This is a genomic window from Nisaea nitritireducens (genome assembly GCF_014904795.1).
In the GTDB taxonomy this organism is placed as follows: Bacteria; Pseudomonadota; Alphaproteobacteria; order Thalassobaculales; family Thalassobaculaceae; genus Nisaea; species Nisaea nitritireducens.
The window spans coordinates 1-13,482 of the sequence record NZ_JACZFS010000004.1 but is presented as its reverse complement, the minus strand read 5'-3'; the positions used below and the strand labels follow the sequence as shown (position 1 = coordinate 13,482).

Below are 13,482 nucleotides of genomic sequence, written 5' to 3'. Positions count from 1 at the left end.
TATCAGGCGGTGCGTCGGCCGCCCCGCAGATAATGGTTCGGAACGCCTTCTATCTGGGCGACGCGGAGCTCCTGGGCATAGTCGCCACGCTCCGCCCGGATCAGCATCTCCTTCCAGAACGGCGCCGGCGCTTCGATCCGGAAAGCCTCGGCAAGCACTCGTCCGGTCGTGCTTTCCGGCGCCTCGACGTCAAGCGCGGCAAGCATGGTCGGCAGGATGTCGACCAGACCGGTCGGCGTCTCGACGATGTGGTCCTGACGGAACAGGTCGCCGCCAGCGGTCAGCAAATTATTGATTTCATGCTGATGCAGTCCGCCGTGGATGCCGCCGCCCGGCGGAATATCGCTGTTATCCGCAAAGCAGAGTCCCGGATATCCATGTGCGTTCGCCCCGTCTGAAGTGCGCAGTACCATATAGAGGTCCGGGGCGCGTTCGCTGGACACATTGATGGCGCTCATCGGCAATGCGCCCTTCAGATCGTCCCGGCTGAATACCAGACCGCACCAGTCCTGCTCGATAAGCCAGTGGAACACCTTCTCGGTCATGGCCTGATCGCGATCCCGAATGCTGATGCCACCCGCATAGCTGCGCTTCACCACTACATCCACGTCGGGGCCAATCGCCTTACCGACACGGAAGCCCGCCTTGGTCAGCTCCTCCGCAACGTTGATCTGGCGCGTTGCCGTGATCTGGCCGTGGTCGGACGCGGCAATGATCTGCCACCCCTCTTCCCGGCCCTTTTCTTCCCACCAGTCGAGGATACGCCGGAACGCATCGTCCACCGCCTTGACCGCGGCAAGAGAGTCCGCCGAGCCGATTTCCTTGTAGTGGAAACTCAGGTCCGGCTCGTTGAACCAGATCACCTGGACGTCCGCATCGTGTTTCGGGATGAATTCCTCAAGCAGCACGGTGGCCGCGTAATCCTGCACGGCGACATTCGGAAACTGCTGTTCCGGCACCGGTCCATGCCGCTCGATCACACCGTTGAAATCAGCGGCCGGACTGGAGATATCAGCACCCCAGATCGAGAAGACCGGCTGGCCATGCTCCGCCGCATTAAGATTGAGCAACCGGGCATTGCCGATCTTGCCCGTGGTCACGACCCCGTATTTCAGCCCGGCCTCATGCAGGATCTCGCCTGTGTTGTGCGCGCCCTGCAACCGGCCATAGCGGCGGGCTGCCTCGGCCATCTTGGCATCGTCCGACGTGTCCATCGGGCCATCGAAACCGAGCGCGGGATCATAGAAAGAATTTCCCATGATGCCGTGACCCGGACGCGCACTATCCCCGAGACTGTGCTGAGCAGCGTGGCCCGGAAAGGAACCGGTGACAAAGCTGGAAACCTGCACCCGCGTCTCCACCGGGAAAACGGACGCGCTGTTTGGGAAGTCAGTCCAGGACTGGCGGAAGCCATGAATGTTCGGAGCGGTATCCGGCCGCACCATGTCGCGACGCAAACCGTCGAAAAGGACAAACAGAAAACGCGGCCGCGCCATGGAACCCTCACATAAAGTCAGCGAATTAACGGCCGCATTGTCGGCCTGCTTTCGGGCATCGGCAAGACGATGATCTATGAAAGCTCTATGACAGCGCCAGATCACAATAGTTCGACAAATCTAGAATTATCGTTGACCGATCCGATTTCGGCACTTACCTTTGCAGCATGGACATAGAAACCGCCTCAAAATGCCTGTCGGAACTTGGCAACCCGCATCGCCTCGAAGCCTTTCGCCTTCTCATCAAGGCGGGGCCGGAGGGGGTGACGGTTGGTGATATTCAAAGGCATCTGAATATCCCGAAATCCACGCTCTCTCATCATATCTCGCATCTCGTCTGGGCCGGTCTGGCACGGCAGGAGCGAGAGGGCCGGGTGCTTCGCTGCACGGCGAATTTCGAGCTGGCCGATGCCCTGGTTGCCTATCTCTGCGCCGAGTGCTGCAGCGGTCTGGACGTTGTGCAGACAGACGAGACGCAGGACGCGTGAGTTTTTTTGACCGAATAGTTCGATGATTCCGGAAGGATCGGATAAAATCATGACAACAGCAGACCTGACACGCACCCTCTCGCTTCGCTTCGGGCGGATCGACCGGGTCTGGATCGCAACCGCTCTTTTATTCGCCGCCCTCGCCCTCCTTGTTCCCGAGCAGGCAATACGAAGTGTCGGCTTCACATTCGACTCCCTTGTGCATGTCGGCCCCTTCATTATCCTTTCGGTAACCGTCGCAGCCTTCGCCCGGGCGAGCGGGCTCGACCATCAGATCGGACGCGCCTTCTCCGGAAACACGACGCAAGCCATCCTGCTGGCTGCCGCTTTCGGCTCCCTATCGCCCTTCTGCTCCTGCGGTGTGGTGCCGATCATCGCCGGCCTGCTGGTCGCCGGCGTGCCGCTTGCTCCGGTCATGGCCTTCTGGCTCGCATCGCCGCTGATGGACCCTGAAATGTTCATCCTGATGACCCCGGTCGTGGGCATGGAATTCACACTCGCTAAACTTGCCGCGGCCTTTAGCATTGGTGCCATTTCCGGCTTTGGCACACACCTGCTGGTCAAGGGAGGCGCCTTCAAGGACGCCCTTCGCCCCGATCTGACCAAGTCATGCGGTTGCGGCAGCTCCAACGCGCTGAAGACAGACAAAATCGTCTGGGGGTTCTGGAAGGAACAGGATCGCCGGGCAGCCTTCACTGGCGAAGCCAAACGGTCCGGGTTTTTCCTGCTGAAATGGCTGACCCTCGCCTTTACCCTGGAAAGCCTGATGGTGGCTTATGTTCCGGCGGAACAAGTCGCGACCTATCTCGGTGGTGACGAATGGTGGACCATTCCGGCGGCAATCCTTGTCGGCGTACCGAGCTATCTGAACGGCTATGCGGCCATTCCACTGGTCGGCGGGCTGATGGATCTCGGTATGACGCCCGCCGCCGGGCTCGGCTTCATGATTGCCGGCGGCATCACCAGTATTCCGGCATCGATGGCAGTCTTTGCCCTGGTGCGCGGCGGTGTCTTCACCTGGTATCTGGCGCTCGGGCTGCTTGGCTCACTCGCCGCAGCATATGGGTTTTCCCTCTATCTTGCGGTTTTGGCATGATATCCTTGCGCCAGACTGGATATTGCTTCCGCAATTGGGATACCTACCTATCCTGAACAACACCGCCGCCCCGGACGGGCGGCGGTTGCCACGGACGCCGGCGAGACGGCGGGGAGAAACAGCATGGTAGACGCCAACCCGAAGCCGAAGGCGGTAGTCGACCCGGTCTGGAGCTCTATGCTCACCGATGCCGCCGAATGGGCGGAACAGGAATCCGCTCTGGCAAGCTGGATGCACGCCAGCGTTATGGACCAGCGCACCTTCGAGGATGCGCTGGCCTATCTGATTTCCCAGAAGCTTGGCGGCACAGAGATGAGTGATCTCTCCGTCTATCAGGTCGTGCACAACGCGATTCTGTCCGACGCCTCCATCGGTGAATCCGCCCGAGCCGATCTTTCCGCCACCTATGACCGCGATCCGGCCTGCACCAGCTATCTTGAGCCGTTCCTCTATTTCAAGGGCTTCCATGCCCTGCAGGCCTACCGGATCGGCCATTGGCTCTGGGGCCACGACCGGACGTTCCTGGCGAAATACTTCCAAAGCCGGATCAACAGCGTTTTCGGTGTCGACATTCACCCTGCTGCCCGCATCGGCAAAGGCATCATGGTCGATCACGGAACCGGCGTGGTGATCGGCGAGACTGCTATTGTCGAAGATGGCGTCTCCCTGCTGCACGGAGTGACGCTGGGCGGCACAGGCAAGGAAACCGGCGACCGGCATCCGAAGATCCGCCGCGGCACCATGATCGGCGCCGGGGCGACCGTGCTTGGCAATATCGAGGTCGGCGAATGCTCCCGCGTCGGTGCTGGCTCTGTCGTGCTCAAGAGCGTCGACAAGAACACGACTGTCGCCGGCGTTCCGGCGAAAGTCGTCGGCAGTGCCGGCTGCGCCCAGCCGGCACTCTCCATGGATCAGCAATTCTACGCCGAAGAGTACGACTGAGGCGCAGCGGCATGGCTTAAAGGAAGCCGGACCGGGTTTTACGCCTTTGTATCCGGCCAGATTCCGCCAAGCGCCGTCGTTGCTTCCCGTGCAACAGAGCAGACGATCTTGCCGAGCTTGTCGATCCGCTCATCCGTGATCCGCGCCGTCGGCCCGGAAATGGAGATAGCGGCAAGCGGCTCGCTGTGGTGACCGAAGACGGCCGAGGCGACGCACCGTAGCCCCACCGAATGTTCCTCGTTATCGACGGCGTATTCGACCTCACGGACTTTCGCCAGTTCCTGCTCCATGCGCGGCAACGCATCGATGGTACGGCGGGTCTTGTGTTCCGAGCCGACCCGCGTCAGCAACTTTGAAACATCTTCCGTTTTCATCCGCGCCAGCAGGGTCTTGCCCACAGCCGAACCGGCGATCGGTACTCGCGCGCCGGGTTTGGCAAATGCCCGCATCATTTCCCGGCATTCGACCTGGGCGAGATAGACCATTTCATCGTGGTCGCGGACAGCCAGATTCACCGTCTCCCCGCTTTCCTCCATCAGGCGCCGCATATAGGGCCGGGTAATCGCAACCAGATCGCGCGTGCGGAGGAAGGCGTTACCAACGGCGAAACACTGGACGCCGATCTGCCAGGCGCCGCGCTCGGTATCGAACCGGACATAGCGCTCTTGCTGCAGTGTGGTCAGCAGCCGGTGCACTGTAGACGGTGGCAATGTAACGGTATGGGCAATCTGGGTGAGGGTCATGCCGTCTTCGTCGGCAGCCAGCGCATTCAAAACGCTAATGGCGCGCGCCACGGACTGGATTTGGCCAGATCTTTCGGAATCTGATCGCTTCGGTATTGCGTTCATGAACTCAGTATCTTCCCTGTGCTTTTGTATACAATTTTTCTTCCTACACCGGTCCATTGCATCGCCGACTTCCGGCCATCTTAGGTTTCCGTATCGTGGGATACAATTGCATTCTGAGAATGAATTGTTCTGAATAGCGTTTGCCCTGCACACAGGGCTACGCTAAGCCGGATCAGGACAGGCTTTGGACCGTTAGTCAGACATATGCGCATTCTCGTAACAGGACGGGCTGGCTTCGCCGACTCGAAGCGTTCCGGACACTCTCCGGAGATCCCGGGCGATCCGGGCGATCCGGGCAGGAAGCGAGCATTAGATGATCTTCCCGACAACAACCCCGAATGGCTGGAGGTTGCAGTGTGCCCCCCTGTCGCCTCTGCTGAGATAGAGGTTACAAGATGACGACGGAGCAAAATTCCAGCCGAGCCGAAAAACTCTCGAACATCCTCGCACCTGAGAACGTAACCGCGTTTGTCCAAGAGATATCAGGCTATCTGTCGCCGGAAACATCATCTGTCGCTCACATCATGCCGTTGGCGTGGCGCATAGGACACCTAGCAATGGAGCCGCATGCGCTCTGGGAATTGTTCCGGGAAAGTCATCGCCAGCGGATCATTGTTATCCCCCCGGCAACACGCGCGCATCACAGTGCTGGCGTCCGCGCCGTGCTCGAGCCCTTTGTTACAATCGCCGAGACAACAAACAGACAGACCATGCTCATGGGCCACATGGATGCAGGAACTCTCAGTGTCGGCCCGCTGACCTGGTACCAGCGCGGCCCTGCCGGGCTCCTTGACGATTACATCAAGTTTCTCAACGAAATCGGCCGTCAACCACGCCATTTTCCCGTCCCGGAAACAGTGTCAGCCGCTGCGCAAGCTTTCTGTGAACGTCGCGGCATCTCATCTACCAACCGGATAGTCGTCCTCAATGTCCGCGACCATAATTTCCTGCCTGACCAAGAGACACATTTCTACCGGACGGCCGATATCGCGACTTACGAGCCGGCCGTGCGCCATCTGCTCGATCAGGGGTATTGGGTCCTGCGCACAGGAATAGCCGGTTCGGTCGACGCACCCTTCGCTCATCCACGCTTTCTCGATATCTGGAAAGAGCCGGACTATACGGACCTGCTGGATCCTGGCTTGATCGCGCGTGCGCGCTTCGGCATCACCTGCTCATCCGGCCCCGAAGCAGTATTTCGCATCCTTGGCGTGCCACAGCTGATGGTGAACGGCGTCTTGCAATCAGGCATGTGGATGAACCCGCAAGACAAGCTGGTGTTTAAAACCTACCACGCGATCGATGACGGCAAACCGGCGAGGCTTCACGCTCTGCTCATGCAAGGCGTGGCTCTGTTTTCCGATACCGATAATGTTGCAAGAAGCGGGTTTACGGTGGAAGACAACACCGCCGATGAAATCCTGGAGGCAGTCATCGAGATGGATGCCTCTCTCTCCAAAGAACACCATCCCGACGAATCCGCCAATCGGCGCTTCCTGGAAATTGGTGCCGATTACCAAGCCTTTATTAGCAGTACAGGTCATCCGGCGGACAGAAGATCCGTTGTGCGTCGCCAGACCCAATACGGCTACGCTTTACCTTGGACGCAACTTGCGGACAGTTATGTGAAATCCCATCCGGAATTTCTCGAATAGGTGCAATAACTGACGGCTACCGTATGCTGGACTCTGTCTTTGCCATTTGCGTTTGCCCCGCGCGCGGGGCTGCGTTAAGGCGGATCCGCATCAAAGTTCGAAAAGTAAGTCAGACGCATGGACATTCTCGTAACGGGTACAGCTGAATTCAAACGCTCCCTTTCATTATCTTCCGAGCGATGAGCAATGTCAGATTCCTCCGGCCCTCACCGCCTCAATGAAGAAGACCTCAAAAACGTTTTTGCTCCCGAACGCGTCACCAGACTGATCCAAAGCCTCGCGCCCTATCTTGCGCAGGAAGGGCATACAGCTCTGCACATCCTGCCCCTCGCATGGCGCATCGGGCACTTCGCAATGGAGCCGCATGCCTTCTGGGAGCTCTACGGTGAAGAGCACGCCAGGTTGGTACTCCTCACACCAGACCGCTCCATCGTTCAACAAAGCCTCGGCCTCAGATCAATCCTCGAAAATGCTTTCGAACTGGCGGAGACAACAGACGGCGACTTGCTGCTGATGGGACACTTCGGAGCAGGCATCACACGAGCCGGCCGGCTTACCTGGCATCAACGCGGAGCGATTGGACTGATTGACGACTACATCAAGGCCTTGAACTCACCTGGACGGCACCCCCGGCACTTCCCGGTGAGCCAAGATGTATCAACTGCAACAAATGACTTTCTGGCGTCGCTTGGCATCTCATCGTCCGACCGGATTATCGTCCTCAATGTCCGCGACATGAATTTCCTGCCTGATCTGAAATTTCACGCCCTTCGTTCCGCTGACATCGCAACCTACAAACCGGCCGTCGAGCAACTTATCGAAGATGGGTATCGGGTTCTACGCATCGGAGTAGATGATTCGATTCCACTGGAACTAGAGCACCCCCATTATCGCGAAGTATGGAAAGAGCCCGGATACTCCACCCTGCTTGACCCTGGGCTCATCGCCCGCGCCCATTTCGGCATTACCTGTTCGTCCGGCCCGGAAGCCGTCTTCCGGGTACTCGGGGTGCCGCAGATTCAGGTGAACGGCGTCCTTCAATGCGGCATGTGGATGAACGAGCGTGACAAGCTGCTCTTCAAGACATATCGGAAAATCGATAATGGCAGTGTAGCCAATTACCGAAATCTGCTCGACGCCCACGTCCCAGCCCGGCCCGCGACCGCCGAAGCCCTGAGAGAATGCGGGTTTTCGATTGAAGACAACACCGCAGAGGAAATCCGGGCTGCGGTGATGGAAATGCACCAGGCTCTCGCGGGTCATCAGACCGAGGATCAAGCGGCAGCGGAAAAGTTTCTGAAAATCGGCGCCGACTATCATGCCCTGCTCGAAGCAGGCGGAGCGCCGGTCGATCCATCATCTATCGTAGCCAAGCAAACTCAATACGGCTACGCACTCCCCTGGACGCGACTCGCGGACAGCTATCTGGAAACCCATCCGGACTTTCTTGAATGAACAAACTCGTACAGGTCGCCGCCCCGGTGATCTTTGTCGTGCTCTGGAGTTCTGCATTCATCGCCGCGAAATTCGGCCTGACGCATGTAGAGCCACTCACTTTCATGGCCAGCCGGTTCGGTCTCGTCACGGCAATCTTCGTGACCATCGCCCTGATCACCGGCGCCCGTTGGCCGAAGACCGTGCGTGGCGTCTTCGATATCGCCGTGGTCGGCTTCTTCCTGCATGCCATTTATCTCTCGAGCATCTTCACAGCCATACACGGCGGCATGCCGTCCGCGCTGGTCGCTCTCGTCACCGGGCTTCAGCCGGTCCTGACCGCCATTGCGTCAGGCCTCTTTCTCGGCGAACCGCCAACACGCCGGCAATGGTCGGGCTGCTTTGTCGGTTTCGCCGGTATGGCTCTGGTCCTGTCTGACCGGATGAGCGTCGAAGGTGTCAGTATGACCGGCATCGGACTCTCGGTCCTGGCACTCGCCTCGATCAGCATCGGCACGCTCTATCAGAAACGCTTCGCGACCGACATGAACCTAGTCACCGGCAGTGCCATTCAGTGCGGCACGGCTTTTATCGTCACTTTCACCGGCGCTGCGCTGTTCGAAAGCATGGTCCTGGTCCCCGCACCCGCCTTCATCGGCGCCTATCTTTGGCTTTCTCTCGTTGTCTCGCTCGGGGCCTATTCGCTGCTCATGACGCTGATAAAACATGGTCAGGCCACGAAGGTGGCAAGCCTGTTCTATCTCGTGCCGCCGACGGCAGCCGTGATGGCTTATATTGCTTTCGGAGAAGAAATAACGCTTGTCGCCGGAGCTGGCATCCTGGTGACGGCGGCCGGGGTTGCCCTGGTCGTGTTTCCCCAGTCGAAACGCAGCTGAAACCAACGAGCAGCCTCAGGAAATAAGCCGGCCCGCCTCTTCATCGGCTTGTTTTTGCTGGCCTTTCTCGACCCGGCGCGCCAACTCATTGTCCAGAGCCTCGGTTGACCAGGAATGCATGGCCGCGACGATTTTCACGCGGGCGCGTTCGATGCTGGCCTGACTGTCGAAACCGTCTTCCGGATAGAGTTCCCGGTGCGGAATAATCGGCAGGAAGTTCATGACATAGGCAACGGCCCGGTCACGATTTTCAACGTTATCCGGCTTTTTGCAATCCAGTGCGTCTGCCTCCGTCCAATACTCGATCAAGTCGTTCCAGCCGTCGAGCGCGAAGGCGACATCGCGGCGCAGCTTGATCAGGTAGGACACATTCGAATCCTGCTGGGAAAAGACGTTGGCGAAGCTGCCGAGCAGGGAGTCGAGCGTCACGATCCGCTCGTCCACATAGCGGATCGTCTGATCGACCACTTCCAGCAGCACTTCCGCTGCCGCACCGTATTCTTCAGGCTTTTGTTCCATATAGGCGGCGACGGATTTCCGGAACTCCATCAGATTGACGTGTTCCAGGAACAAATGGCCATTGGTACGGTCCGTCTGTGTGCCTTTCACGGTCCCGAACGGTGTGATCAGGCCAACCAGGGGCTCCAGCCATTCCCGCACATTGTCGATGCTCACACCGCTGCGCTGGGAGGCGAACAGGAAAACCCGGTCGATCAGCATCTCAAGATCGAAATGCGCCCGCGACTCTTCGGCGGTCATCAGATCGACTAGCGTTCTGGTGTTAGCACCTGCCATGACGGGATCCCCCCGTTCGATGCCGCATTCCTTCATCAATTGAGCGATACAGGACATCCGGACAACTTCCTTGTCCTCGCTATCCTGCTGGGCCTGCTCGCGCGCCCTCGCCCGTTCTTCCGGATCGTCTGAATAGGCAGCATTCACCTTGTGAAGAAGCTCGCGCACCTGCAGCGGGTCGATACCATTCTTGCCGACAATCCCCGGAATACCGTCATGCAATTCCCTGTCCCGGCTCGACAATTGAACGAAATCAGGCAAGTCCTTCCAAGGCACCACCATCAACTCGCCACGGCGGCCGCCGCCGAAACTCGGGATAACCGCTTCCAGGATTCTGTCGTTTCCGTGCTGATAAAGACGCGCACGGGTATGGCGCAGAGAATCCCCCGTTGTGAACGGGACACAGGTCCCGCGCCGTTCGAAGGTTTGCGCGACACTGATATTATTATTCGCCATATGGCGGAATCCTAAAGCTTCCAGATTGACTAATTAGCGCAAAAATCAGTGATTTTTGCAAGATTTTCAAACTATGAAGCGGTTTGATGAAGCTTAGGTTTTCTTATAAAAAACGGTAAAAATTATACGGCTTCCCTCCTTGCCGAGCCCGGGAAGAAATCTCAACTCATCAATCGCCTCGATCACCCGCGGCCTGGAAGGCTTCCCGGTCGGCAGAACAGCCGCTAAGAAAGCCGAGGCAACGTCACAGTGACCTCCAGGCCATGCGGTGCTACCGGCGCAAAGGTCAACATCCCGGAGTGAGCACGAACGACCTCATCGGCGATGGTGAGGCCGAGGCCACTGCCTCCGGTATCGCGGTTGCGCGAAGCCTCCAGCCGGACAAAGGGACGGAGAGCAGCTTCGACCTGTTCAGCGGGAATACCCGGCCCATCGTCCGACACCGTCACTCGAACCAATTCAGCGGTAACGTTGAGCGTCACACGCACTGAAGTCGCGTATTTACACCCGTTGTCGATCAGATTCGTGAAGGCACGACGAATGGCCACCGGCTGACAGGAGACAGGAGCGTGGTCCGGACCGACATACGTAACCGTGCCGCCGGCATCGGATGCCGTGTCGCAGATACTGATCAGGAGCGAGGCCAGGTCGACCGTACCAGTCCGCTCTTTGTTGAGCTGATGGCTTGCGAAGGTCATTGTCGAGCTAACGATTGCTTCCATGTCACCGATATCGGCCAATACCATGCGCCGTTGCTCTTGATCCGGAAGATACTCCGCGAAAAGCCGGAGCCGCGTCAGCGGTGTTCGCAGATCGTGCGAAATGGCGGCGACCATCTGAAGGCGGTCGTCGACGAAACGCTTCAGTTCGTGCTGCATCTCGTTGAAAGAGTCCGCGATCGCCTCCAGCTCGGGGCTTCCGTAATTGCCGAGCAGCGTCGGCTCGCGATCCCGGCCAAGACGTTCCGCAGCGGCGGAAAGATCGGTCAACGGCCGCGCAATGCTGCGCGCCACCCAAATCGACAGGCCGCAAATCAGCAGAATGGCCGCGATCGGCACCAGCAGGTTACGGACGAAGCGGGCAGCTTCCAGCCCGTCGCTCTTGGGTGAGATCGTGAGCCAGCCACCAGACGAAAGCCGGACAGCGATCCGCATATGCTCGACGACCATCTTGTCGATATTGTCGTCTATCAGATTGGTGATCAACATCGGTATGCTCTCGAGTATGATCACGATCGGTGTCAAAGCGCGCTCGGGTCCCTCAGTATCAACTGTCCGCACAAGCACATCATCAACCGGGACACCAAGACGCCGGGCCAGATCTTCCCGGAAGATTCCGAATGCATCCTGCTCCCATTGATTGGTTATCGACGGCTCGACAGTCTCCACGAAATCAAGCCATTGGGCTGCCGGCAGGGTCTCCCGTACCACAACCCACTCGTCCCCATCGGTTTGCTCGGCGCGTTGCACCGTTTCGGCCACTGTATCGACCAGCCAGGTCTTCTCAAAAAACAGGACGTCGGGCATGCCGATCACCATGCCCATAATCTTGTCCGTTGCCGTTGTCGCGACCAGCGTGAGGACGATGACAATGGCGATCCGCGGGGCAAGGCGCAGGCGGGACCAGAAAGGTATACGCATAGGGTGGCTCTCTTCTTGATTGGCTATCGCTCATCCCCGGCCATGGGTGAGGCTGTGACTGTAGCGGTGAAAAAATACCCCTCGTTGCGAACCGTCTTGATGAAGACAGGGCTCTGCGGGTTCGCCTCGATCTTGCGGCGAAGCCGGCTGATCTGGACGTCGATACTGCGGTCGTAAGCCTGACTAGACCTGCCGTGTGCAAGATCGAGAAGCTGGTCGCGGTTCAATGCACGCTGCGGATGCTCAAGGAAGGCCAACAGCAAATCAAACTCGCCACTCGTGAGGTCCGTTAACGCACCGCCGGGTGAAACCAGCGTCCGGCGATTGGCGTCCAGTACCCAGCCCTCGAACTTGTAAGTCGCGCTCCCACGATGTTGCGGAATAGTGCTGCCCGCCATCATCCGCCGGGTAACGGCGCGGATACGAGCCAGCAGCTCGCGCGGATTGAATGGTTTCACCACGTAGTCGTCGGCGCCAATTTCCAGCCCGATGATGCGGTCGGTGTCGGCGTTCATCGCGGTCAGCAAGATAATAGGCACCGCACTTTCCGCCCGCATCCGGCGGCAAAGAGACAGACCGTCTTCTCCCGGCATCATGATATCGAGAATGATCATGTCGATCCGCGCGTTGGCGCTCACCTCAAACATTTCCACCCCGTTGCGCGCCTGACTGACGCGGAGCCCGTGATCGACCAGGAATCGCGCCAGCATCGTGCGGATGCGCTGATCATCATCGACGACAAGGACATGTGTCCCGCCGCCCTGGGGGTTGCTGCTCTGAATCAATCGGTCTCTCCGTCTGTTTGAGACACTAGCCCATTCCCCTCCCATCAGGATCGCACTGCAACATTCTGAAACACATTGATACGGGGCCGACACACGTTCCGGCGGTGCCTTGCGTAGGTTTTCTGCGCGACACACCCAGCGAACGGATTTTCGACATGAGATGGCATATTACTAAAGCGGTCGGCGCCCGCCTGACAGCCCAGATCCTGATGGTCAGCGGCTTGGCGGTATTGGGCGGCTCCTGCAGTGTCCTGGCGGAGGAACCCGCATCCGACTGGGAGATCCAGATCGGCGCCGGCGCCATGGTCAAACCCGACTATGAAGGCAGCGACGACTACGAGGTGAGCCCACTGCCTCTGGTCAATATCAGCTACAAGGACCGCGTCTTTCTGGATGGGCCGTCGCTTGGCGCCAATCTGTTCATCTGGGACGGTCCCCGGCCGGGCGACCAGCTCAAGATCGGCCCTCTGCTGCGCTACCAGATGGGGCGGGACGACGATGACAATGATGCGCTGAAAGGACTTGGCAGCGTCGACGGCTCTGCGGAGGTCGGCGGCTTCATCAGCTATGACAACGGCCCGTTCTCGGCCGGGATAAAGGCGTTTCAGGATGTCGGCGACGGGCACGAAGGCATGACCGTCGAACTTGAAGGCGGATACAGGCACCATTTCAACGACAGCTGGTCCATGCAAGCCGGAATCGCGACGACCTGGGCGGATGAGGACTACACCCAATCTTTCTTCGGGATCGACGCAGGCCAGTCGCTCCGCAGCGGCTACCGGGAGTACAGCGCCGAAGCCGGAATCAAGGATGTCAGCCTTTCCCTCGGCGTCAGCTACGCAGTGACCGAGAACTGGAACGTCACCGGAATGGTCGGATACAGCCGCCTCATCGGCGATGCCGCCGACAGCCCGATCGTGGATGAACAAGGTTCTGCCGATGCGTTCATGA

Annotated in this window: 12 protein-coding genes; 7 read left to right on the top strand and 5 right to left on the bottom strand. The window is 58.8% G+C overall.

Annotated features, from left to right (window positions below; translation table 11 throughout):
• Positions 1-2 precede the first annotated feature (2 nt).
• Positions 3-1,496, bottom strand: a complete 1,494-nt coding sequence (locus IG629_RS00495; protein ID WP_028464392.1) for an alkaline phosphatase family protein — start codon at positions 1,494-1,496, stop codon at positions 3-5.
• 167 nt (positions 1,497-1,663) lie between these two features.
• On the opposite strand from IG629_RS00495, the gene IG629_RS00490 reads away from it, so the two are divergent.
• The 3 genes from IG629_RS00490 (at position 1,664) to cysE (ending at position 4,022) form a co-directional block, all read left to right on the top strand.
• A complete protein-coding gene (locus IG629_RS00490; RefSeq protein ID WP_036552997.1) occupies positions 1,664-1,984 on the top strand; it encodes an ArsR/SmtB family transcription factor in 321 nt (106 codons plus the stop codon).
• A 49-nt stretch (positions 1,985-2,033) separates the two neighbouring features.
• Positions 2,034-3,080, top strand: coding sequence for a permease (locus IG629_RS00485; RefSeq protein WP_193170036.1), 1,047 nt, complete (start codon positions 2,034-2,036; stop codon positions 3,078-3,080).
• Positions 3,081-3,203: 123 nt separating this feature from the next.
• The gene (gene cysE / locus IG629_RS00480) at positions 3,204-4,022 is read left to right on the top strand and encodes a serine O-acetyltransferase (protein WP_193170035.1); all 819 of its coding nucleotides are present in this window, start codon (positions 3,204-3,206) and stop codon (positions 4,020-4,022) included.
• Positions 4,023-4,060: 38 nt separating this feature from the next.
• Here the strand turns inward: cysE and IG629_RS00475 are convergent, their stop codons facing one another.
• Positions 4,061-4,816, bottom strand: a complete 756-nt coding sequence (locus IG629_RS00475) for an IclR family transcriptional regulator (RefSeq protein ID WP_245577368.1) — start codon at positions 4,814-4,816, stop codon at positions 4,061-4,063.
• A 449-nt stretch (positions 4,817-5,265) separates the two neighbouring features.
• Between IG629_RS00475 and IG629_RS00470 the strand changes: the two genes are divergently transcribed.
• The 3 genes from IG629_RS00470 to IG629_RS00460 all read left to right on the top strand — a co-directional run bounded on the left by IG629_RS00470 (position 5,266) and on the right by IG629_RS00460 (position 8,855).
• Positions 5,266-6,525, top strand: a complete 1,260-nt coding sequence (locus IG629_RS00470) for a TIGR04372 family glycosyltransferase (RefSeq protein ID WP_193170034.1) — start codon at positions 5,266-5,268, stop codon at positions 6,523-6,525.
• A 186-nt stretch (positions 6,526-6,711) separates the two neighbouring features.
• Complete coding sequence (locus tag IG629_RS00465) at positions 6,712-7,980, top strand: TIGR04372 family glycosyltransferase (protein ID WP_193170033.1); 1,269 nt, start codon at positions 6,712-6,714, stop codon at positions 7,978-7,980.
• On the top strand, positions 7,977-8,855 hold the full coding sequence (locus IG629_RS00460; RefSeq protein WP_193170032.1) for a DMT family transporter: 879 nt from the start codon (positions 7,977-7,979) through the stop codon (positions 8,853-8,855). Before IG629_RS00465 ends, IG629_RS00460 begins: the two co-directional genes overlap by 4 nt.
• 15 nt (positions 8,856-8,870) lie before the next feature.
• Here the strand turns inward: IG629_RS00460 and IG629_RS00455 are convergent, their stop codons facing one another.
• The 3 genes from IG629_RS00455 to IG629_RS00445 form a co-directional block, all read right to left on the bottom strand.
• Positions 8,871-10,106: a hypothetical protein gene (locus tag IG629_RS00455; RefSeq protein ID WP_193170031.1), complete on the bottom strand. Its 1,236-nt coding sequence runs from the start codon at positions 10,104-10,106 to the stop codon at positions 8,871-8,873.
• A gap of 224 nt (positions 10,107-10,330) precedes the next feature.
• The gene (locus IG629_RS00450; RefSeq protein ID WP_193170030.1) at positions 10,331-11,746 is read right to left on the bottom strand and encodes an ATP-binding protein; all 1,416 of its coding nucleotides are present in this window, start codon (positions 11,744-11,746) and stop codon (positions 10,331-10,333) included.
• Positions 11,747-11,769: 23 nt separating this feature from the next.
• Positions 11,770-12,456: a response regulator gene (locus tag IG629_RS00445; protein WP_449867033.1), complete on the bottom strand. Its 687-nt coding sequence runs from the start codon at positions 12,454-12,456 to the stop codon at positions 11,770-11,772.
• 230 nt (positions 12,457-12,686) lie between these two features.
• Between IG629_RS00445 and IG629_RS00440 the strand changes: the two genes are divergently transcribed.
• Positions 12,687-13,482 (top strand): MipA/OmpV family protein (locus IG629_RS00440; protein WP_193170029.1); only part of this gene is annotated, 796 nt, incomplete at its 3' end.

Excerpts from the sequence above, each read along its gene's own strand:
- IG629_RS00445 (WP_449867033.1), bottom strand. The coding sequence starts at position 12,456 with ATGCTGGCGCGATTCCTGGTCGATCACGGGCTCCGCGTCAGTCAGGCG.
- IG629_RS00465 (WP_193170033.1), top strand. The coding sequence starts at position 6,712 with ATGTCAGATTCCTCCGGCCCTCACCGCCTCAATGAAGAAGACCTCAAA.
- IG629_RS00470 (WP_193170034.1), top strand. The coding sequence starts at position 5,266 with ATGACGACGGAGCAAAATTCCAGCCGAGCCGAAAAACTCTCGAACATC.
- IG629_RS00455 (WP_193170031.1), bottom strand. The coding sequence starts at position 10,106 with ATGGCGAATAATAATATCAGTGTCGCGCAAACCTTCGAACGGCGCGGG.
- IG629_RS00450 (WP_193170030.1), bottom strand. The coding sequence starts at position 11,746 with ATGCGTATACCTTTCTGGTCCCGCCTGCGCCTTGCCCCGCGGATCGCC.
- IG629_RS00490 (WP_036552997.1), top strand. The coding sequence starts at position 1,664 with ATGGACATAGAAACCGCCTCAAAATGCCTGTCGGAACTTGGCAACCCG.
- cysE (WP_193170035.1), top strand. The coding sequence starts at position 3,204 with ATGGTAGACGCCAACCCGAAGCCGAAGGCGGTAGTCGACCCGGTCTGG.
- IG629_RS00460 (WP_193170032.1), top strand. The coding sequence starts at position 7,977 with ATGAACAAACTCGTACAGGTCGCCGCCCCGGTGATCTTTGTCGTGCTC.
- IG629_RS00495 (WP_028464392.1), bottom strand. The coding sequence starts at position 1,496 with ATGGCGCGGCCGCGTTTTCTGTTTGTCCTTTTCGACGGTTTGCGTCGC.
- IG629_RS00485 (WP_193170036.1), top strand. The coding sequence starts at position 2,034 with ATGACAACAGCAGACCTGACACGCACCCTCTCGCTTCGCTTCGGGCGG.